Source organism: Mesorhizobium xinjiangense, from assembly GCF_009749525.1.
Lineage (GTDB): Bacteria > Pseudomonadota > Alphaproteobacteria > Rhizobiales > Rhizobiaceae > Mangrovimarina > Mangrovimarina xinjiangensis.
Map to the genome: position 1 here is coordinate 23,122 of NZ_WOAC01000026.1, position 20,454 is coordinate 43,575.

The 20,454-nt window shown below is 59.6% G+C and carries 15 protein-coding genes and 5 pseudogenes; 14 read left to right on the forward strand and 6 right to left on the reverse strand.

Annotated elements, in window-relative coordinates; translation table 11 throughout:
* Positions 1-1,002 precede the first annotated feature (1,002 nt).
* From GM909_RS26405 to GM909_RS21960, 3 genes are all read left to right on the forward strand, one after another.
* Positions 1,003-1,239, forward strand: coding sequence for a glycine zipper 2TM domain-containing protein (locus tag GM909_RS26405; RefSeq protein ID WP_157019399.1), 237 nt, complete (start codon positions 1,003-1,005; stop codon positions 1,237-1,239).
* 17 nt (positions 1,240-1,256) lie between these two features.
* Positions 1,257-1,613, forward strand: coding sequence for an EF-hand domain-containing protein (locus GM909_RS21955; RefSeq protein ID WP_157019363.1), 357 nt, complete (start codon positions 1,257-1,259; stop codon positions 1,611-1,613).
* Positions 1,614-2,250: 637 nt separating this feature from the next.
* Positions 2,251-2,784 (forward strand): transposase, encoded by a 534-nt coding sequence (locus GM909_RS21960; RefSeq protein WP_407941340.1) that lies wholly within the window; start codon positions 2,251-2,253, stop codon positions 2,782-2,784.
* A gap of 315 nt (positions 2,785-3,099) precedes the next feature.
* Here the strand turns inward: GM909_RS21960 and GM909_RS21965 are convergent.
* Positions 3,100-3,303: pseudogene (locus GM909_RS21965) on the reverse strand (hypothetical protein); the annotation flags it as partial.
* Between the two features lie 395 nt (positions 3,304-3,698).
* Between GM909_RS21965 and GM909_RS21970 the strand changes: the two are divergent.
* From GM909_RS21970 to GM909_RS22000, 7 genes are all read left to right on the forward strand, one after another.
* Positions 3,699-7,610 (forward strand): autotransporter family protein, encoded by a 3,912-nt coding sequence (locus GM909_RS21970; protein ID WP_157019364.1) that lies wholly within the window; start codon positions 3,699-3,701, stop codon positions 7,608-7,610.
* The gene (locus GM909_RS21975; protein ID WP_198174348.1) at positions 7,607-8,386 is read left to right on the forward strand and encodes a SapC family protein; all 780 of its coding nucleotides are present in this window, start codon (positions 7,607-7,609) and stop codon (positions 8,384-8,386) included. Before GM909_RS21970 ends, GM909_RS21975 begins: the two co-directional genes overlap by 4 nt.
* Before the next feature lie 4 nt (positions 8,387-8,390).
* The gene (locus GM909_RS21980; RefSeq protein ID WP_157019366.1) at positions 8,391-9,035 is read left to right on the forward strand and encodes a GNAT family N-acetyltransferase; all 645 of its coding nucleotides are present in this window, start codon (positions 8,391-8,393) and stop codon (positions 9,033-9,035) included.
* A 125-nt stretch (positions 9,036-9,160) separates the two neighbouring features.
* Positions 9,161-10,708, forward strand: a complete 1,548-nt coding sequence (locus GM909_RS21985) for an AMP-binding protein (protein WP_198174349.1) — start codon at positions 9,161-9,163, stop codon at positions 10,706-10,708.
* A complete protein-coding gene (locus GM909_RS21990; protein WP_157019368.1) occupies positions 10,705-10,938 on the forward strand; it encodes an acyl carrier protein in 234 nt (77 codons plus the stop codon). The genes GM909_RS21985 and GM909_RS21990 overlap by 4 nt, the downstream gene beginning before the upstream one ends.
* Positions 10,935-12,185: a cytochrome P450 gene (locus tag GM909_RS21995; RefSeq protein WP_157019369.1), complete on the forward strand. Its 1,251-nt coding sequence runs from the start codon at positions 10,935-10,937 to the stop codon at positions 12,183-12,185. Before GM909_RS21990 ends, GM909_RS21995 begins: the two co-directional genes overlap by 4 nt.
* 123 nt (positions 12,186-12,308) lie before the next feature.
* Positions 12,309-12,461: a hypothetical protein gene (locus GM909_RS22000; RefSeq protein ID WP_157019370.1), complete on the forward strand. Its 153-nt coding sequence runs from the start codon at positions 12,309-12,311 to the stop codon at positions 12,459-12,461.
* A gap of 295 nt (positions 12,462-12,756) precedes the next feature.
* Here GM909_RS22000 and GM909_RS22005 read toward each other — a convergent pair whose 3' ends face one another.
* The 3 genes from GM909_RS22005 to GM909_RS22015 all read right to left on the reverse strand — a co-directional run bounded on the left by GM909_RS22005 (position 12,757) and on the right by GM909_RS22015 (position 15,576).
* Positions 12,757-13,665 (reverse strand): alpha/beta fold hydrolase, encoded by a 909-nt coding sequence (locus tag GM909_RS22005; protein ID WP_157019371.1) that lies wholly within the window; start codon positions 13,663-13,665, stop codon positions 12,757-12,759.
* 343 nt (positions 13,666-14,008) lie between these two features.
* The gene (locus tag GM909_RS22010) at positions 14,009-14,545 is read right to left on the reverse strand and encodes a PIN domain-containing protein (protein WP_157019372.1); all 537 of its coding nucleotides are present in this window, start codon (positions 14,543-14,545) and stop codon (positions 14,009-14,011) included.
* A gap of 506 nt (positions 14,546-15,051) precedes the next feature.
* Positions 15,052-15,576: a hypothetical protein gene (locus tag GM909_RS22015; protein WP_235912014.1), complete on the reverse strand. Its 525-nt coding sequence runs from the start codon at positions 15,574-15,576 to the stop codon at positions 15,052-15,054.
* 225 nt (positions 15,577-15,801) lie between these two features.
* On the opposite strand from GM909_RS22015, the pseudogene GM909_RS22020 reads away from it, so the two are divergent.
* A pseudogene (locus GM909_RS22020) lies at positions 15,802-15,993 on the forward strand (transposase); the annotation flags it as partial.
* Between the two features lie 15 nt (positions 15,994-16,008).
* Positions 16,009-16,152, forward strand: a pseudogene (locus GM909_RS26520) (AraC family transcriptional regulator); the annotation flags it as partial.
* A gap of 828 nt (positions 16,153-16,980) precedes the next feature.
* Here the strand turns inward: GM909_RS26520 and chrA are convergent.
* Positions 16,981-18,349: pseudogene (chrA, locus tag GM909_RS22025) on the reverse strand (chromate efflux transporter).
* Positions 18,349-19,170: a chromate resistance protein ChrB domain-containing protein gene (locus GM909_RS22030; RefSeq protein ID WP_157019374.1), complete on the reverse strand. Its 822-nt coding sequence runs from the start codon at positions 19,168-19,170 to the stop codon at positions 18,349-18,351. Before GM909_RS22030 ends, chrA begins: the two are co-directional and overlap by 1 nt.
* A gap of 123 nt (positions 19,171-19,293) precedes the next feature.
* On the opposite strand from GM909_RS22030, the pseudogene GM909_RS22035 reads away from it, so the two are divergent.
* Together GM909_RS22035 and GM909_RS22040 are read left to right on the forward strand one after the other, a co-directional pair.
* A pseudogene (locus GM909_RS22035) lies at positions 19,294-19,620 on the forward strand (transposase); the annotation flags it as partial.
* A gap of 395 nt (positions 19,621-20,015) precedes the next feature.
* Entirely contained in the window at positions 20,016-20,354 is a 339-nt protein-coding gene (locus tag GM909_RS22040; protein ID WP_157019375.1) for a hypothetical protein, read from the forward strand.
* Positions 20,355-20,454 lie beyond the last annotated feature (100 nt).

The following is a 20,454-nucleotide window of genomic DNA, read 5'->3' on the forward strand; positions in this document are numbered from 1 at the left end:
TCGCGCGGACTTCCTAATCCTAGCGCGTGATTCAGGATGAGCAGCCGAGTACAGAGAGGGGATCTTGATATCGATAGGCGGCATTGCCTACTCTCCATCAGCCCGTGCGCACCCCGTTGCAAGACCGTGCTACAACCTTACGATGAAATGCCGTGCAACACAATGTTTGTCCGTATGGACGATGTCGCGGAAGGGCGCGAGAGATCGCTTTGTTTGTCCCATCGCGTCGCATGCGTTTGCTCCCTGTCGTCAGGACTGCGGGACAAATGACGCGACAAATAGGTCGTGGATCGAGCCCACTAAACGGGGTGCAGCCGAAACGGAACCGAACTGGTGACTCAGAACCGTGACAACCAGACAAGTGAAAGAAGCGGGTCTGCCTGGAGGAATCCGCTAGAACAGCGTGAAAATGAGATCCGACTCCTTGCCAAGCTCGACCCCGTAAGGACGTGTATTCTCATCCAGGAAGTCGAAACTGGCAAACTGAAACGAGTGTAACGCGCTCATGTCAGTCAATCGTAATATTGCCGATAGGGGGTGAAAGGTCTAGAATTAAAGCTGTGGTTGTACTTTAGAGTTTACGCATATGCATCGATGATTGAACAGAAACTCCGTTCCAACCAGAGCATTCTGGTTGCACGTATGCCATGTCGATTCCAGCCTTGGAAGGTTCTCGCATGAGGATGAATACCTGGCCCCGTTGGCTTCAAAAGGTTTTCCTGGCGGTGGCAGCTCTCGCAGGTGGCACTGTGTGGGGGCTGAGCGTAGCAATGATGCATGCTCCAATGTGGTTGATCTTGTCGGGAGGAGTCGTTGTCGCAGTGTTCATATTCACCTTCTTCGGAAAGGAGGACCCGGACTGATCGACCGGTGATCGGTTCGACATCGATCCGCGCAGGAATTCAGTCAGGACCGAACATGTACGAATTGGTCTATCGTATATCGATACTCTTCCAACGTCCGCGGAAGGTGCCGATTCTTGTGCAGCAAGAGGAGAATCGCATGCGATTTTCAAGCATAGTTCTTGCGCTGTTCCTGGTTGGCTGCCAGAGCCAAGGCGGGTCGATCTACCGCGCCCCCTCGCAACAGAACGAAGTGGCATGTCTTGCCGGAACTGCCACGGGAGCGGTTGTTGGTGGCTTGGTCGGCAGTACTATCGGCGCAGGCCGCGACCGCACTCTGGCGACAGCGGCAGGAGTTGGCATTGGCTCGGTTGCGGGCAACCAACTCTCATGCTGACTGATTGGGAGAACGTGATGCACCACAATCAAATTGCACTGGGTTTCGTCGCAGCCATCTTGCTGGCTGGGCCGGCCACGGGTCAGGTCAGTGCGCCGCTTACGCAACAACAGGCCGACTTCCTCGACCGGAACAGCGACGGTGCCGTCAGTCCTGATGAATACCACGACTATCTGGGGAATGCCTTCCAATATCTGGACACCGACAGGAACGGATCGCTCGGTCGCAATGAGGTGGAAGACCTGATGTCCGACGACCAATTCTCTTCCATAGACAGTGATGGAAACGGCCAGGCGAGCCGGCAGGAATTCCTGAATCAGGGCCAGAGGGACTTCGCAACAGCGGATAAGGATGCCTCCGGGCAGTTGGAGTAGCATTGCCACACCCGTTGTCGCAACGGCATGCCGTGCGCCACTACGGGATTGAGGTGGATGACGTGTAGCAAGATTTGACTGGAGGTTACCCTTATAAGAATGGAGCGACGGTTTGCCAGTACTCCTGCTGTAGCCAATGAGGGAGCTCAAATATGTCATATGCTTCGTGGTCAGCAAATGCTCCCGGCGGTTCGATGGCCGCGGCTCAGTCAAAATGGCAGTGGCCGGCCAAACAAATAGGGTAGGAACTTGGCGGCGGGTACGCCGACAATAATCAGCGCCAAAACGACCAGCGCAATGATCCTGAACGTCGAGAACCGGCCGTCTGCTTGCTTCCGGCTGATGCGCCTCCATAGGCCCAACCGTTGATCGTGAGGCATGGTCGCGCACTCCCGTCTTTCGCGTGGATTGTCCTCCAAATGGCACCCAAGGTCCATCCCGATGGAGGGACTCGAAGATCTCGGGCCGATTACTGCGTCAGCAATCGAATGAAGACTTTCGTTTTTGCCGACTTCATGGACGAAGATGGCGGTTCTCGGCGCGTGGAAGAGACGGTTCTGCGAGCTCCGGTCCGTGCGCTTATGAGTGCCTGCAACGCCGCCTGGTAGCTCCCAAAGGTCCAGCAAGCCTGAAGCTTTTGGAACAGGCTCTGGCCGAGCCAGATATCGATCTGCCCGGCCCGGTGCGCGAGATGGGCCCGCCCTACCTGAAACAGATTGGTGGTCTGACCGATATCATCGAACAACTCGCCGATGACCTCGAAAGCGCATCCAAGACAGATGGGGAGCTGCGACGCTTGTGCACCGTGCCCGGGATCGGCCCGGTGACCGCCGGCGCGATTGCTGCCTTCGCGCTGGAGCTCGAGACCTTCGAGAACGGGCGAAACTTTGCCGCCTGGCTCGGCTTGGTCCCTCGACAGAGATCGACTGGGGGCAAGGCCCGACTTGGGGCCGTAAGCAAGATGGGTCAATGCGACATTCGCAAGCTGCTGATCGTTGGAGCCATGAGCGTGATCCGATGGGTTGTGCGCAAGGGCCGCAGTGCAAATCGCTGGCTGGCAAATCTCGTTGCGCGCAAGCCGAGGATGGTGGCTGCGGTTGCATTGGCCAACAATATGGCGCGCATGATCTGGGCTATGACGACAAAGGGACAGAACTACAGAATGGCGTGAACTCAGCCGGTGACGACTGAGGAAACGGCATGGCCGCAAGGCCAGGGGGCAAGGTGATCGACCGACGGAGTAAGCGACACGGACTTCATAGTTCAAGGCGGGGACACCCAGTCCCGGGGCTCGAGCGTTATAGCTCTCTGAACCGATGTGGGCCTTGCCTTCCGAACAGCGTACCGGCCCGTGGCGTCAGACTTGCCACATCGAGAGGCCTGACACACGACCGATTGAAGCCCTGCCGGAACGTCGAAAAATCAGCTTGCAAAACCGGGGGCATCGACACACATGCCGGGATTGTCCACGGGCGTTTCGTCTGAGTCACGACGCCATGGCCGGCTCTTCCAGCATGGCGTGGTAGCGTTCCTCGGTTTCCGCCTGCGGGATGTTGCCGATGGGCTCGAGCAGCCGGCGATTTTTGAACCAGTCCACCCGTTCCAGCGTCGCGAACTCGACGGCTTCGAACGTCCCGATCTCGACGGCTTCGAAGCTCCGCCACGACCCGCGGCGGCGAATGCAAACTGCCGAACCGCCTCGCGGCTCTGACCAGGATGCCACGTTCCGCAAGGAGATCGGTCACGTCTGCCGTGCTCAGGGCGGGGAAGAAGATCTTCCCTACTCATGCTCCATCAATATGGACCCAGGAACACTGGCGCAACTTGGCAAAACCCGACAGGAAGGTTCTTGTCCAACTATACTAAAGGAGGCATAATGCAATTCGAGGTGGAATTGACCTGAACCGTGGGCGGCAAAATCGGCTCCTTCAGTCGAGACCACAAAGTGGAGGGACGTTTGCCATCGGCGTTGTGCACATCGGATATGATGCTTGTTAGTGGGCGGCAGTTGGTCGCTTACCTTTAGACAGACATATATCACTGTTGTTTTCCGGGCGGGCTTGGGCAGATCGAGGGGATAACCAGATGTCCTCACTGACAGACCGTATCGGTGGTCATGTGTGCGCAAATCGCACATCCCACGTTAGCGGAAACACCGCTGAGCCCGAACTCTGTACCGACACACGTGCCGCTGCTTTTGGTTTCGCCGACATCAGTCCGCTTCGCCCCGCCGCAGCCCACTTTCCTCCGGCCATCCGTCGCGGGCTGAGAGTCCTGCTCCTGGCCACGACGGCGTTTGTCTCAGCCCCCGCCGCAGTGAGGGCGCAAACCGCGGACTGGACCGGCCAGACATCCACCGACTGGTTCACGGGGGCCAACTGGAGCACGGGAGATGTGCCCGATTTTGACGACGATGTCCGGATCAACACGCAAACGTCGAATCCCGCCGTTGTCGCGGCTTCTCCATCGCAAGGCGCAAATGTTGACGCGAACTCGCTCGTAATCGGTGACGGTGCGGACGCCGACGGGCGTCTGTCGATCGAGGCACTGGATCCTGACAACAGCTTCGCCTTTATTTCCGTACAAACCCAGGAAGTCGAGGTTGGCACTGCTGGCGGCTCCGGGATCCTCGATATTTCTATGCTTGCTGACGGGTCGAATATCTTCTCCCGGGTGCATTCCTTTACGAATCTGGTCGTTGGAGGCGGCGACGGAAGCGTCGGTACAGTGAACATTCTGTCGGGCGGAAAGAACAGGTTCGTGAGTTGTGATAGTTGCACGAATGTGTTCCTCTCGGCGACGGGAACTGTCGGCCAGAACGGCGGAACCGGTACGGTCAATGTGATCGATGCAGCGTGGAGGATCGACCAATCTAACCGGAATGGGTCCGGCCCGGACGGGCTGCATATCGGCGTCGGTCCCGGCAGCGCAGGGATGGTCAATGTCCTTTCCGGCGGAAAGATCAGTTATTCCACTGAGTTCCTGACTACAAGCTTTCCCGCCACGGAGCCCATCGGCATCGTCATCGGCGAGGCGGGCGGAACGGGCACACTCACTGTTTCCGGATCAAACGCTGCTGGCCCCAGCCTCCTCACAACCGGCGCCGGTCTGATCGTCGGCCATGGCGAAGGCAGTGTAGGCAGCCTCAATATTTTGGGCGGTAGCCAGGTCTCCTCATTCAATGTCAACCAGTTCGAGCCTGACCGCCCGACAGGCGGAACCGAGGTCGGCGTAGACGGCGGCACCGGCAGCATCCTCGTTTCAGGTGCCGGGTCGGTGCTCTACGTGGCGGGAACGGGCAACCCCTCTAATGCCTTTGATCCCGAGCGAGCAGAAACGGGGACGGAGGACCTCATTATCGGCGCATCGGGCAACGGCTCGCTGACGATCGCCGATGGCGGCCTCGTGCATGTCGGGACCGTAAGATTTACGAGGATACAGTCGGCCGACCACGAAAACACCATCCTCGAAGCCGGCACCCCCAACGGCATCGTCGTTCTCGGACAATCGCCCGGGTCGATCGGCACGCTGAACTTCGGGGCCCCGGCCGGACAGACGTCGGCTGCCCCGGGCACTCTTGCCGCCGCCGGCATCGTGTTTGGAGATGGAACAGCTTCGATCGTCTTCAACCACACCGCGAACAATTTCCAGTTTGATCTGCCCATCAGCGGCGAGGGGCAGATCGATGTCTATTCCGGCACGACCACGGTATCGAGCGACAACAGCGCCGGCTTCTCGCGCACACGTCGGGTCTTCGACATGGAGACGTTCGAATTCGTGGAGGTCGCTGACGTCTTCCCGGAGGGTTTCAGCGGCTTGACCAACCTTCACGGTGGAGCGCTGATTCTGGCCGACGATTTCGCCGTCGGCACCAGCGCCATCCAGGCGCTCGGCAATTCGACGCTCGGCTATGGCGTAGACGCCCAGGCCGGGCGGGGCGTGTCGATCGCCAACACGATTGCCGTCGATCCTGGCGTTACCCTCGCGCTGCAGGCAGCCAGCGGCATTTCGGCCACGCAGACTGGCCTGATCTCTGGCGAAGGCAACATCAACAAGACCGGTCCCGGTACCTTGACGCTGACGGCCAATAGCAGCCTGACGGGTACGGCGGCCATTACCGACGGTGTGCTCGCTCTTTCCGGCGCGGGCGAGCTCTCGCAGGCGGAGAGGGTCGTCGCCAACGCAACCTTCGACATCTCGGCGGCCGCGGGCGGCGCATCGATCAGAAGCCTGGCCGGGAGCGGCACAGTGGAACTGGGCGCACAGAGGCTGACGATCACCGCGGCGAACGATCTCTTTTCCGGTATCATCCAGGGGACCGGCGGGCTGACATTGACCGGCGGCACGGAGGGGCTCTCGGGGCCGAACTCCTATTCCGGACCGACCTTCGTCAGGGCCGGCACGCTGCGGGCCGAAGCTAGCGACACCTTCAGCTTCTTTTCGGCACATAGGGTGGCGAGCGGTGGCACACTCGATCTCGGCGGCTTTGACCAGAGCATACCGAGCCTGACCAATGCCGGGCTAGTCCGGACAGGTGGCCAGGCGGACACAAGTCTCACCGTCACAGGCCCCTATGTCGGGCAGGGTGGCACCCTGAATCTCAACACCTTCCTCGCGGGCGACGGCTCTCCGTCGGACAGGCTGGTCGTCGACGGCACGGCGACCGGCTCGACCGGCGTAATCATCACCAATATCGGCGGTCCGGGCGAACTGACGACGGGCAATGGCATTCTCGTTGTGGACGACATCCCCGGCCAGACCACTGCGCCCCGCTCCTTCCAACTTGCAGCGCCAGCGGTCGCCGGCCCTTACGAGTACACGCTCGAGCGCGGCAGCCTTGACTCTACCGGACCCCACGACTGGTTTCTGCGCTCGGCCCTCGATTGTGCGCACGTCCCGAACCACCCGGGCTGCGCCGGACCTCCGGGACCAACACCGCCTGGGGATGATCCCGGGTCATTGCCGCCGCCAATTCCGAACTACCGGCAGGAGGTGTCCCTAGACATGGCGATCCAGCCGATGGCGGTGATATACGGTCGACAGCTTATCGGTACGCTGCACGCGAGAGTGGGGGCCGAGGAGCAGTTGAAGGGCCGCGCCGACCTCTGGCAGAACCCGGCCTTCAACGGTTCTTGGGGCAGGGTGTTCGGCCGCTTCGGGCACCGCGACGGCCACCCCCTCGGCATCTACGGCGGCGGGCCGGAGTTCGACTACGCATTTGGCGGGTTGCAGACAGGCATGGATTTCTATGCGGATGAGCATCAAGACGGCTCGCGCGATCATGCCGGTCTTTATTTCGCTTATGGCTACGGCACGATGGATGTGAACCACAACCTGCGCGAAGTCGAGTTCGACGGCGGGGACGACAGGTTCAACGCGGTCTCGGTGGGTGGCTATTGGACGCATTTTGGAGCCACTGGCTGGTACATCGATGCCGTGACGCAGGCCACCTTCTATGACATGACGAGTTCAAGTTCTCGCGGCCTGCCGGAGGGGCAGACCGATGGTACCGGTCTCGCGGCCTCCCTGGAAGCTGGCTACCCGTTCGACCTCGGCGGCGGCTGGATCGTCGAACCGCAGGCGCAACTCATCTACCAGAACATCCAGTTCGACGACATCAACGACGGGGCGGCAATCGTCCGCTTCGATGACGTCGATTCGCTCGTCGGGCGCGTCGGAGCGCGGACAGCCAAGACCTGGTCGCTCGACGCGGAGGACCAAGGTAATGGTGGCTCTTCGCCGAGGCTCCTGACGGGCTGGGGCCAGGTCAATCTGTGGCAGGAGTTCCTGGGCGAGGCGACGACAGAATTCTCTTCCGCCTCCGGCTTCATCCCGTTCAGCCAGGACTTGGAGGAGACCTGGATCGAGGCGGGTTTCGGGGCCAGCCTGCAATTGTCTGTCGCAACAACGCTGTACGGCAGCATCAACTACGATACAACATTCGACGGCGATGCCTGGGGTGTCGACGGCAAGGTCGGGCTCAGGGTGAACTGGTGACAGCGACCGAAGACTCCGGCAATTGGCGCACGCTTCCCTCATTCTACAAGCGCCCGGTCGTCCTGTGCGCGGATGCTCATCGGCATAGCGGACTCTCGCCGAGCCTGGATTTCGCTTTCGCGTCGAAAAGCACGGCCATTCCGCTCGGCGTTGGAGAGTTTCAAGAGGCGTTGCAACATTATCCCATCGTATTTGCGCCCGCGGATCTCCCCGTTCCCCTGGCTGTGACCGGTCTCGTCAAGGGCGGCAACCTTTTCGTCTCGCCGGATGGGAGCTGGCGGTCTGGCGCTTATGTGCCGGACTATTTGCAGCGCTACCCGTTCATTCTCGGAACCGGGGTGAATGCCGAAACGGCACCTCTTGTCGTCGATGAAAGCTGCGCGCGGTTTGTCGACGCTCGCGCGGATCGGTCCGCTGTCCGGCTATTCCACGACGACGGGAGCCCGACCGAACTGACCGGGCAAGCCGTTTCCAACTGCCTCTCAGCGCATCATGAACAGGCCCGGACGATGGAATTTGCCAATGCCTTGCGCGAAGCGAGGATTCTTACTGCAGGGCGGGCGCGGATCACTTCGCCGGACGGAACATCGCAAACCCTTGAAGGGTTCTCGAACGTGGATGAACGCGCCTATCGCACGCTTCCCGACAGCGTACTGAGCCGATGGTTCGAAGCCGGCTGGCTGGATGCGCTCGCACTGCAAAGAGCTTCGCACCACAACTGGGAACGGCTCGCCGACCTCTATCTTGAACGCGCGGCCGAACGATCGGGAGCCTGAGAGCATGAGGACGCCAATCAGACCGGTCCTGGTTTCCCTGACAGGATCGCCGCCGGCAGGCCAGCAACGGACGGACGTGAACCTGCGGGGCGAGCCGATCTTTCTCGAGATCCATGGATTTGTTCTACGCAGTCTTGTACCAGACGATGTGACGCCGCGGGTCCTGGAATGGCTCTCCGATGCCGAAATGATGCGCGGCCTCAATCTTGGCGGGCTCAACTTCACGATCGAGCAGCTTCGCAATTTCGTCGCCAGGTTCGACAACCGCACGCACTATTTCATCGGCGTTTTCGACCAGTCGAACGGTCTTCTCGTCGGCTTCTACACGATGGATGTCGGGCTTGCGCACAAGATCGGGCAGATCACCACAGGCGTTGGCGAACCATCCTACGACGGTAAGAGGACCCTTTGGGCCACCATAGACGCTCTGCTTGATCATTTTTACGCCGAAAGAGAGGTCGAGAAGATTTCCGCCAGGGTCCTCGCAAACAACTACCGCATGCTCTTCCTCTTCAAGGAGAATTCGCGATTTGTCCTGGAAGGCTGTCTTAGGCAGGAGTGCCTGTCGCCGAGCGGGGGACGTCTCGACATACTGGTATTTTCCTCTTTCAAGAACGACGGCAAGAAAGGGGTATTCTCAAAGACATGACAACGCCGTCCGCTATCCCACAGATATTGGGGGACTTCGGTACAATCGCCGACGCGCTGGACTATGCGGGGGATTCCGCTGGCCGAATTCGCTTCCACTCTTCTACCGGCGAATGCGAGCGAGAGATGAGCTATGGCGAACTGCGTGACGTCGCCCGCGACGTCGCGCGTGGAATGGTTTCTCTCGACCTGGAGCGGTGCGCGCGCATCGGGCTACTGGCCGAGACGGGACCGGACTTCTTGATCTCCTTTTACGCCTGCCAGTACGCCGGGTTGGTGCCGTGTCCGCTGCCCCTCACTCTCTATTTGGGCGGCAGGGACGCCTATGTCGCCCAACTCGCGAAAATGGCGTGGATGGCGAAGCTCGCTCTCATGATCTCGCCGCGAGATTTCCTGGGATGCGCGAGAGAGGCTGGGTTGCGCGTCGGTCTCGAGGCGCTCCCCTATGACGATCTCTTCAACCTTGCGCCCGGTCCAGAGCCGCAAAAACTTGCAGTGCGCGAACCGGCTTTCATCCAATATTCATCCGGGTCCACGTCCGATCCCAAAGGCGTTGTTGTTACCCAGGAAGCGGTCTGCGCGAATGTCCGAACGATCCTGCGGGACGGCCTGAAAGTCGGACCGGACGATCACACCTTCTCGTGGCTGCCGCTTTACCACGATATGGGACTCGTTGGCTTCTCTCTGGCACCGATGTTCGCCCAGATTGACGCCGACTATACCTCGCCCCATACGTTTGCCCGCCGCCCGGCGCTTTGGCTCAAACTAATGAGCGCCAACCGATCCACGATCACTTTCGCCCCGAGTTTTGGCTACCGGCTTGCGGCGGAGCGCTTCAAGGGTGACGCTTCCGTGCTCGACATGTCTCATCTGCGGGTGGCGGGGGTCGGGGGAGACATGGTTCGTGCCGAGGTGCTCGATGTTTTTGCGGCCAGATTTGAGGCGGCAGGCTTCCGGCGGAGTTCTTTTTTGCCGAGTTACGGATTGGCCGAAGCGGTTCTTGCCGTCACCTTCAGCGACCTCGGGGCGGAACCAGTCACGGATGGCCCGAGTAATCTCGGCCAGTTATACGTCTCATGCGGACGGCCATTGCCGGAGGTCGAGATCGCGATCGTCGACAATGCAGGCAGGAAAGTTGCAGATGCGATCACTGGCAACATCCGGGTGCGGGGACCAAATGTGATGACGGAGTATTTTGACAACCCTCTGGCCACGGACAACGCCATCGGACAGGATGGTTTTCTGGAGACCGGAGACATCGGTTATCTGGTGGACGGTTGGCTGTTCGTCACAGGCCGGAACACGGATGTCATCAGCTGTCGGGGCCGCAATATCTGGCCGCAGGACGTCGAATGGGCGGCGGAACATGTCGAGCCGCTGCGCCCAAGGGACGTTGCGGCGATCGGCGTAGAGAATGGTGTTGAAGAAGAACTCGTGCTACTTGTCCAGTGCGGGTTGCGCGACGGCGCAGAGCGCGCAATCCTGACGAAGCGGGTCGGCGTTGCCGTCAGGAAAGCTGTTGGGGTTGCCGGCCGCATTGTACTGGTTCCGCCCCGAAGCCTGCCCTTTACCTCGTCCGGCAAATTGGCCCGCGCGCGCGCCAGGGATTTTTATCTCAGTGGGCGATTCTGGAGTGCGGAGCGGCAGAATTCGGAGCTTGAGGTTCGAGGATGACGAATGCGATCGACGAGGCCAGGGACATACTGGCCGGATGCCTGTTTATGCCGAAGGAGAAAATCGCCGCCGATGCGGAGATCAACGCCATCGGTGAGCTGGACAGCCTGACTTTCGAAATGATCGTCCTGGAAATCGAGCACCGGATCGGGCGCACCGTCGATCCCGTGCAGCTGCTCGAAATGCGATCGGTAAAGGATCTCGCGGAGATCTTGGAAACGCCAGCATGAGTCCTGCGTCGCAAATCTGCGGCACCCTCTACGAGTTGTCGAGAACGGAAAACGGCCGCAACGTCTTTCTCGACCTCAGCGGCGTTCAAGTCCTCGTGGTTCAGAGACTGGAGGAAGCCGACCACATTCTCAGGCTGAACGCCGTCAACTACAGGAAGAACATGGCATGGTTCCGCCAGGGGCTGGGCACCTCGCGCTTTTCTGAGGACGGGAATCCATGGGAAATCCGCCGAGATCTGACGCAGTCCTACTTCTCAAGGTTCGACCGGGAGCGCACCTTCGCGCTCTCCGAGCATCATGCAAGGATCGCGCTCGGCAAGATGATCGACAGAAGCGCGACCGGTGCATCGACGATCGACATCGACGTTCTTCGGGAAATGACAGCAAGTGTCCTCGTCGAGAATTTCCTCGACGTCAAATTAGTTGACACGGGCCTCGATCTGGCTGTGCTCGCCCAGATCATGGAACGCGCTTCAGAATTTTCATTTGTTCCTGCGGGAAAAGCCGGCGCTATCTACCGAGAACATCTGGCGGTGCTGCCGGCCCTACGACGGCAGGCTCTGGAGTCGATGCGGTATTTCCGAAGTGAGCACATGCCGCTCACGCCCATGCTCTCGGATATGAAGACGGCGGACCTGGATTCGGCCAACAATTTTGTGCTCGAACAGGAGTTGATGAGTTTCCTTGCCGCGGGGATCGAAGCCTCCGCAGCTGCTGTGAGCTGGGCATGCTACCTTCTGGCTGCCAATCCGAAAGTCCAGGAAAATCTGCGACCGCTTGCACATGATCTCTGGCGGGACGGCAATGCGAGCTGGCACAGTCTCAGTCGCCTGAAGCCGTTCGGCACCTTCATATCCGAGACGCTTCGGCTCTTTCCGCCGACGCCGATCATTACCCGCCTCGCCAACGGGCCGGACAGGCTCGGCGATCAGGACATTGCCGAGGAGCAGAGCGTGATCATTTCCTTTATCGGAATTCAGCACGACAAACGTCATCGCGCGGATCCCTGGAGGCTTGACATAGGCGAGCAGGCGCTTAAGCCTGCTTCAGGGGATTTCACTGCCTTCAGCTTCGGGCCGCGCATCTGCGGCGGCAAGCAGTTCGCCTTGGTAGAACTGGCGACCTTTCTCAGCGTCTTTGTGGCGGGCGCAAGGTTTGAGTTGACGTCGATGGAGCCGCCGCGATTCCGGTGGAGATCACAGCTGCTTTGCGAAGGAGGACAGCCGGTGCGCGTCCTTCCGTGCTGAAGGCAGACCGAAAACCTGCGTGAGGGGGCGACGATGCGAACCTGGTTTATGACGGGAGCAAGGGGCGGCATCGGCAAGGCCTTGACGGAGCGCCTACTCGACCGGGGCGAATGAGTGGCGGCTGTGACACGCAGCATCGGAAAACTCGACGTGTTCGCGGGCGTTCATCGTGACAGGCTGTGGCGCGCTGTTGTCTATGTCACGATCCAGATGGAGCACTTTCGAGCAACGGGAGAGGGCTGGATCGTGCGGCTCTCCAGCGAGGCCGGCAGATGACCCATCCCAGCCTGACGCTTTATCATGCCACGAAATGGGGCATGGAGGGGTTCTCTGACTCGGATGCCAATGCGGTAGCGCCGCAGCTGGAGGCCTATAGAAATGGCCCGGTCGAGATGCTTCTATTGCCGCCTCGGAACAGAAAACGCCGCCCCAGCGGCTGACACTCAGGAGCGACGGTCATCGCAACATCCACCGCGCGCTGTCGCGACGATTGTCGGAGCTCGAAGCACAAAGTAGATCGCTGCGTCGACGGACTTAAGCTGAGCAGGCGGTCCGTGCCTGCGTGCTCCGGTTAATCAGCCAAATCCAGAAAGCTTTCGATCTTTGCCGCGAAACCGGCCGGGTTGCGATATGGGCCGTCGTGATTGACATCCGGCATGGTGACCAGCAAGCCATTTCCCAGACAGGCAGCGAGTTGCTCCGCCACCATTGAAAATCGCGCATATGTATTCTGGCCCTCGACAACGAGGGTCGGGACCTTCAATCTCCCCAACTGCCGGCACGAGACCGGAACACCAGGACCGATCTTGAGCGAAGGTAGAACTGTGCGCGCGTTTTCTCGCCAGATGGTGGGCCAGGGTTCGGGCTGGACGGCTGCAGCGCCGTCAGGGAGCTTGAAAACGGCCTCGACCAACCGCAACGCGGCATCCTCGGGCTTCCCGGCCTGCAGCGCCGATTCCGTCGGTCCGAAGCGGTTGAGCATTTCCGAATTGGCGGAACTGCCTCCAGGCAGGTCCGCAAGCAGCGTATCGAATGTGGGCTCGAAATGGACCATTGAGCGGAACAGGTTCGGCTGAACCAGCGCCGCATAGGTACCGACTTGGCCGCCGTAGGACCAGGTCACAAGGTGAACCGGTCCGGAATTGAAGCCCTGGACGAAGGCGATCAGGTCCTGAACATGAGTCTGCAGCGAGAAAAGCTTGCCCTCGTCCGGCCAGTCGACCGTTCCGAAGTAGCGTTGCGTGTAGGCAATGAAACGCCGCTGATCAGCAATCTGCGGCCTGTGGGCGTCCCAAATGCGTAGGTCCCCCACCGCACCGTGTAAGAAGACCACTGGATCGCCGGAGCCCTCCTCCACATACCTCAGCGTCGTGCCGTTTACCTCCATTTGCTTCGTGACCGGTTCGGCCTGCGCCCGTGACAGCGCGAAGAGTCCGCCAATGATCGACGCTACGGCTAACGCTGCATATCCACGAACCATCTGATCCTCCCCTTCATTCGACTGCAGCGCGCGTCGGCAGTCGAAATGTTCCGACTGCCTCGAACGATAGCATAATTGGGCCGTTACCGCCTCCGTTCGGTCTATTGCGCTTGCTCGGGCTTGGGTGCTGTGCCGCTGAACCCAATGGCTTGCTCCTCGAACCCGACGAGGTTGAAATAGCCCAGTGTCGAGTGTCGCCGCCGGTGTTCCGTTAAGGATTTTGGGCTATCTCGTTATTGCCTGTTGCTGATAGCTTTGGGCAGGCGGGTGGTGATCGCTCGCTATTTCTGCGGCCGACAGATAGCTTGGAACTACCTGTCGACCGATTGAAGTGTTGCGTTAGCTAAGCGGCCGACAGGTAGTTGACCCTATCTGTCGGTCGCAAGCGTTTGACTTTGGCCTTCAGGTATTCCGCCTGACACCACCTGTCGGATGTCACATCGTAAATTCCCGGAATGCTAAAGTACTCGTTTATCGCCAAGTATGCTTTGATACCCGCCGCGGCGATAGGTAATTCGTGTACAATTGCGGCCGCCGCAGTCGCGGCATGTACCCCATAGGAAGGATGCTTAGATTTCGGATCCGGAAGCCAGATGTATTTTAGGTGACGACATTCTAGGATGGCAGCCAGCATCTTAGAGGTTTCCCGTGCCCGACCCGTCAAGATGACGCGTCTCGCGCGCTCCTGAGCAAACCATTCTCGCAGTGCGGCCGCTTTCGCAGGGTTGGTCTGTGTGACCCGCAAAATTCCTCTTTCAATATCAATGAGGGTTGCTGGGGTGAATACCATCTCGTTGGATGCGATGAAATCCAGGATATGCTGTCTTGGGCGTGGCTTGTGCGTCTCGCTGATCAGGCAGGTTGTTGCGATAAATTTCAATTCATTACTCCTTTCAATTCATGATAATTTTTAGCAGGACAGCCAAGGATTCAGCCGTCGATGCCGTAATGCCCGACAATCACCGGCATTTCGTAAACGCCCCAGACCGTCCTCTGCGAATCCTTCAACTTTTTCCGTAGAGGAGCTTCTCGACTGGGATCCAGAATTCCGCCACGTGCTTATCGAATCCAACGCCGCTTCCTTGCTAGCAGCAGGATTGTCCGCTGTGCGGCCATGGAATCAGCCACCAACATGAGGCTGTATCAAGTTCTTTGCGGACACGCCCTTTGCATGCAAGCTTCAGCCGGATCCATCAATTTGGAGCAAGGGGTACATGGCTCGGATCGTCATACTCGGGAACACGGCGGACGGATAATCCACGCTCGCCCGGACGCTCTCAAAGGCGAGGGAACTCCGTATTTCGAGATTGATCGCCTCTACCGGCAACTGGATTGGTCGTTGGCTCCCAGGGATCTGAATCGAACACGGCCGCCCTATGGCTGGCATCACCTCCGATTGCCGAACGGACTAGCTCCGGCACTGGGTAACGTTCCATTGGCCGCTTCCTCGGTCGCGAGCCGTTGGAGAAAAGAGGCGAAATCCGGATCCTCTCCTGGCAACAATAGCGGCAAGTTGTCACGAAAATCCTCGCGGCGGCACCACTCGCGCATGAAGACTTCCCACGAGCGCCAACGGCGCATCTTCTGAGGTGCCATCTTTTCCTCGTAAGTCACCAGATAGATGCGTTCGAAGAGGGTAACCAGAATCCCGAATATCCCGAGCATCCGTTCGCGCTGATCTTCGGTGAGATTTGGAGTTGCGGTGCTGGACTGCAATCTCAAATCCGGATTATCGATGGTGAGCTTCAGAAAGTCGATATAGCCGTCTGAGAGGATTTGATTGATTTCCTCCTCTTCGTTTTCGCGCGCTTTGCGCTGCTCATAGATGAAAACATAGATCGCCAAAGGCAGGCCAACAACTATCGAGATGGAGCTCAGCAATTCCAAAATCTGCGTAAGATTCATCGTCATGTTCCGCAATGCAGTCGATCGCCGTATTAGCAGCCAATCGCTTCAATCTGAAGGAAGAAATTCGAGCGAAAACGTGATGCCTATTCGGATGATTTTGCTTGCTCATGAGATGTCCTTTCGAAGCTGATTTTGTGCTTGTTTGAAAGGACGATCTGAACCGCGCCGGGTTTGCCGGAGGCTCCAAACCTTGAGAAGGTGGAGCCATCATGAGCAAGACGACGGACAGTCAGGAAAAAGCCGGATCAGGTCGGCTTCGTCGTTCTGCCAAGGCGGTGGGTGGTGGAGCGGTTCTTCGCCTGGATCAATCGTAACAGACGGCTGGCAAAGGACTTCGAGGCCACCGTCAATTCCGCCGCAGCCTTCCTCTACGCCGCATCTGCCATGCTGATCATTCGCCGATTGGCTCGATCATCATGAGTTTCGAAACCGACTCTTATGGCTGGGGAAGGAAACGCTACTTCGGTGGCGTTCGGTGTCGGCTACGAAAGTCCAAACCAATTCAGCAGGGAATATGCCCGGCAGTTCGGTTTACCGCCATCCAAGGATGTACTACGTCTTCGAGGCGAGACCGTGTAACTGTGCCTATGCGGGAGAAGTCCATTTTCGACCGCTTGGGCCGATCCCAGACCATAGCATCCGATGGTTATGTGTCCGCTTTCATCTTGGATATCCCAGCAGCGGACAGTCGGTAGTCGGCCTCAATCCGGTCATGTCCAAGTAAAAAACGAAGTTGGCTATGGCGTGTTGCCGGCGGTTACACCGGTAGGACTTCCTACTTGGCTGGGCGTGTGAGAACCACTCTCCGCAAGCAAATCGCCTCGTAGAGATCTATTCGCTTGATAATAAAAGAAATAACCACTCAATTTGTGCGGCAATCGGCGGTTTATGGAGGGCCGTGCGGGAACCAGATGGGAACGACATTTACTCTATAGCCCTCCCGATTGAACACTGAATCGGCTGCCAACCTTATGAAACGGCAAGGAAGTTTCGCCTTTCGTGGGGGCAATCGGCGGTTGTTGCGGGTTGCTGCGTTCGGTTTGCCGTCATGCGGGCATCTCGTCGCGCCGAAAGCGGGCCTCCCCCTTTCAACTTACGTTGTGACGGCGCTTCGAGTTGTCGCGGCGACATGTTCCACTTCTACAGTGACATGCCCATTATGCCGTAAGTCGGATTATGCCGACTTCGTGAGCGCAATACTGAAATTGCAGGCCATGGTCGTCTTTACGCTCGGCATAATCTGCCGCCCCAATGAAGCTCAAGGTACGCTGAGCAATCCAGTTGGGGTTAGCGTGGTCGCGATCCGATCTTCCGAATGCGGCTTCCACGAAACCGGCAGCAGGCCACCTTTATCGATCTCGCGACGGCGCCATTGGCTCTCGCTTGGATCGCGAGAGCGGATCACCGTTATGCAATGTTGGCCACCCCAAGAACTAGGCCAACCGCTGCGCACCCGGCAAGAACCGTCACCGGGCCGAGCTTGAAGCGGAACACCGCGATAAGGGCGGCCAGCACCAGCGCCGCAGCAGATAGGTCTATTGTGGACCAGACGGGCACATCGATATTGAGACCGAAGGACGTGATCGTCCGCACCTCGTCGAAGACCACGTGCAGACCGAACCAGACGGCGAGGTTCAGGATGACACCCACCACGGCTGCGGTGATGGCAGTCAAAGCGGCCGTCAGCACTTTGTTGTCGCGCAAACGCTCGATGAAGGGGGGCGCCGAGGAAGATCCACAGGAAGCAGGGCGTGAAGGTCACCCATGTCGTCAGAAGTCCGCCCAGCGTTGCCGCCATCAGAGGCGACAAGCCACTCGCGTCGCGGAAGGCGCCCATGAAGCCGACGAATTGTGTCACCATGATCAGTGGCCCGGGCGTGGTCTCGGCCATGCCGAGCCCGTCCAGCATCTCGCCGGGGGCGAGCCAGCCGTAGTTCTGCACCGCCTCCTGCGCCACATAGGCGAGAACTGCATAAGCGCCGCCGAAGGTAACCACGGCCATGACGCTGAAGAAGCCCGCGATCTGGGAAAAGACATTTGCAGGGCCGAAAACGGCGAATAGCAGGGCGACAGGAGCCAGCCACAGCACGATGAACACGGCAGAAATGCGAAACGCCCAGCCTCGGTTGACCTGCGTGTGATCCGGCGACTCCTCGCCGAGCAGCGTATCGGCGTCATCGACTTGGACCTTGCCCACCATGCCGTGTCCGCTGGCGCCATGGAATGCGGGCAGGCCCGCGCGAGCGCCGAAGAATCCGATCAGGCCGGCAATCAGAATGATGAGCGGGAACGGTACCGCGAAGCCGAAGATCGCTACGAACGAGGCGGCGGCGATGGCGACCATCGCGCCGTTCTTCAGGGCGCGGGATCCGATACGGATGACAGCTTGAACGACGATCGCCAGGACCGCCGCCTTGAGTCCGAAGAACAACGCCTCGACCGGGCCCACATTGCCATAGAGCGCGTAGATCCAACTCAGCGCCATGATGGCCACGACGCCAGGCAGTACGAACAGGACACCGGCAATGATGCCACCAAGCGTGCGGTGCATGAGCCAGCCGATGTAGACGGCCAACTGCATCGCCTCCGGGCCCGGCAGCAGCATGCAGTAGTTGAGCGCGTGCAGGAACCGCTTCTCGCCCAGCCAGCGTTGCTCTTCGACGAGGATGCGATGCATGAGCGCGATCTGCCCGGCCGGGCCGCCGAAACTCAAGAGGCCGATGCGGGCCCAGATGCGGGTAGCCTCGGCCAGAGTGGGATAGGCGCGGTCCTGCATCATTCCGCCTTCGGCTTGTTCGTGGGCCAGTTGTGCGTCTCGTCGGTTGCGTCCCGGGCCCAACGATAGAAGGCGTCATAGAGCAGCATCCCGGCTTCGAGCTGCTCCAGGTCGTCGGAATACATCCTCGACAGGCCGAGAGAGGCTGCCAGCAGACCGGCGGCCTCGGGCGCCAGATCGAACCGGGCGGTGTCGGCGCCGCGGACGATGGCGGCCAGCCGGTCGAGCGCGGGAATACTCAGGCCGAACTCGGCCAGCATCACGTCGAAGGTGCAGAGCTCGCTCCGATGGCTCCAGAACACGTCCTCAATGTCGAAGGGCGACGCGTCGTAGCGTTCGGCGACGCCGATGACTTCGGCGGGCGCCACGAACAGGATCACCGCGCGGGGATCGAGAAACCGGCGGATCAACCAGGGACAGGCGATGCGGTCGATTTTTGGACGGGAGCGCGTGACCCAGACGGTGCGGCCTTGTGCATCACGTGCGGGCAGCTTGGCCGGATCGATAAGAGGCAACCCGGCCGCGCGCCATGCTTCGAAACCGCCCTCGAGATATTCCGAGGAGCAGCCCTCGGCGCGAAGCCAGGCGGCCGTGCCCTGACTGCGCCGGTGGCCGGCTTGGCAGACAGCGATGGACGGCTGCTCGCCGAGCTGCGCTGCGAGGGCAGTGAGCGCCTGATCGTCGATCCGGGTCGCACCGGGGAGCAACCGCGGATCGGCGGCGAAATCTTCCTCGGACCGCACGTCCAGCAGGATCGGCGCGCGAGGCGTTCCTATAATGCGGGTGAGTTTGTCGAACGAAATGGCATTGGGCGCAGACATGTGCGTTCCTCCGTCGCCGGGGTTGATGTGGAACGCGATCTTTGGCTGGCGCCTCGTGGGGAGTTCGCAATCCCCATAATTTTAAATACGAAAGACGAGGACGCCCCGTCAAGAACTCTATATGTGCGTCTGCACATCAGACATGAAACCGAAGGAAAGTCTTGGCCACCGCATTTTCCGTTGGCGCATGGGGTGCCGAGGGTCGATGACCGGCGTGTAGTGAGCGGGATCGTTTATGTGATCCGCAATGGCTTGCAGTGGAAGGATGCGCCCAAAGCTTATGGGCCACACAAGACGCTGTATAATCGCTTCATGCGCTGGAGCCGGTTGGGTGTGTTCGACAAAATCTTCGTGGCCCTCAGCCAGGACGGTCCCAGGCCGGAGCGGATCATGATCGATGCGACCTACCTCAAGGCACACCGCACCGCGGCGAGCCTGCTAAAAAGGGGATGTTCCCCGCCATATCGGAGCCGGTTCGCATCGGGCTAACCAGCTATGGAGACGACCCAAGCACGGCCCGACGTCTTTACGCTTCAGGTCGATGCCCGGCCGCAAAGACCGCTTGAATTCAGCCGGTAGGCCCAGCCTCACTTGAACAAAGTCAGAGGTCTCTGCCAGGTTTAGATCATACTTGCTGTCTTTGAACCGATGCTCGTACCGCAGATGTGCGAAAGCCCTGATGCCTCAGACCCGGTCGTTTGCAAGGGCACGTTGAGCATCCGAAATTGGCGGGAAACCGAAAGTACGCCAAGTCTCCTGATCACCGATCGGCCCTTCGACCCACGTCACGACTGCGACAGAACGCATATCGACAGGGCACAGGGTTTCAGGGTATTCAGTGTGGTATGGTAAGGTATGTCCGCATTCTCACGATCCTGATGCTTGCCGCTTTCGCGGCGGGATCGGTCGTGCATGCCGCGAATGCCGCCAGCATGAACATGAAGATGGCGCTTACCGCTTACGACAGTGGCGATATGGGCGACTGCCAGGATTGCCCTGACGGCAGCGACGACATGCAGGCCTGCGACAATGTCTGCGTTTCTCCCATACTGGCCGTCGTGCCATCCGGCCAAGCTGGCCTGCCTAGGGCCGAGACGGCTACTGAAAGCCTGGTTCCTCATAGCGTGGTCGGGCGCACCGGACTGCCAGACCCTTACCCTCCAAGATCCATCATCCTGAGCTGACGCCGCCCGGACTCCGTTCCGGCTAGCGGCTGACGTCGTGCGCGGTCAGTGTGATCGCCCACGATCCTGCTTCGCATCGCGCGGGTCGCGTGCTGCGGCT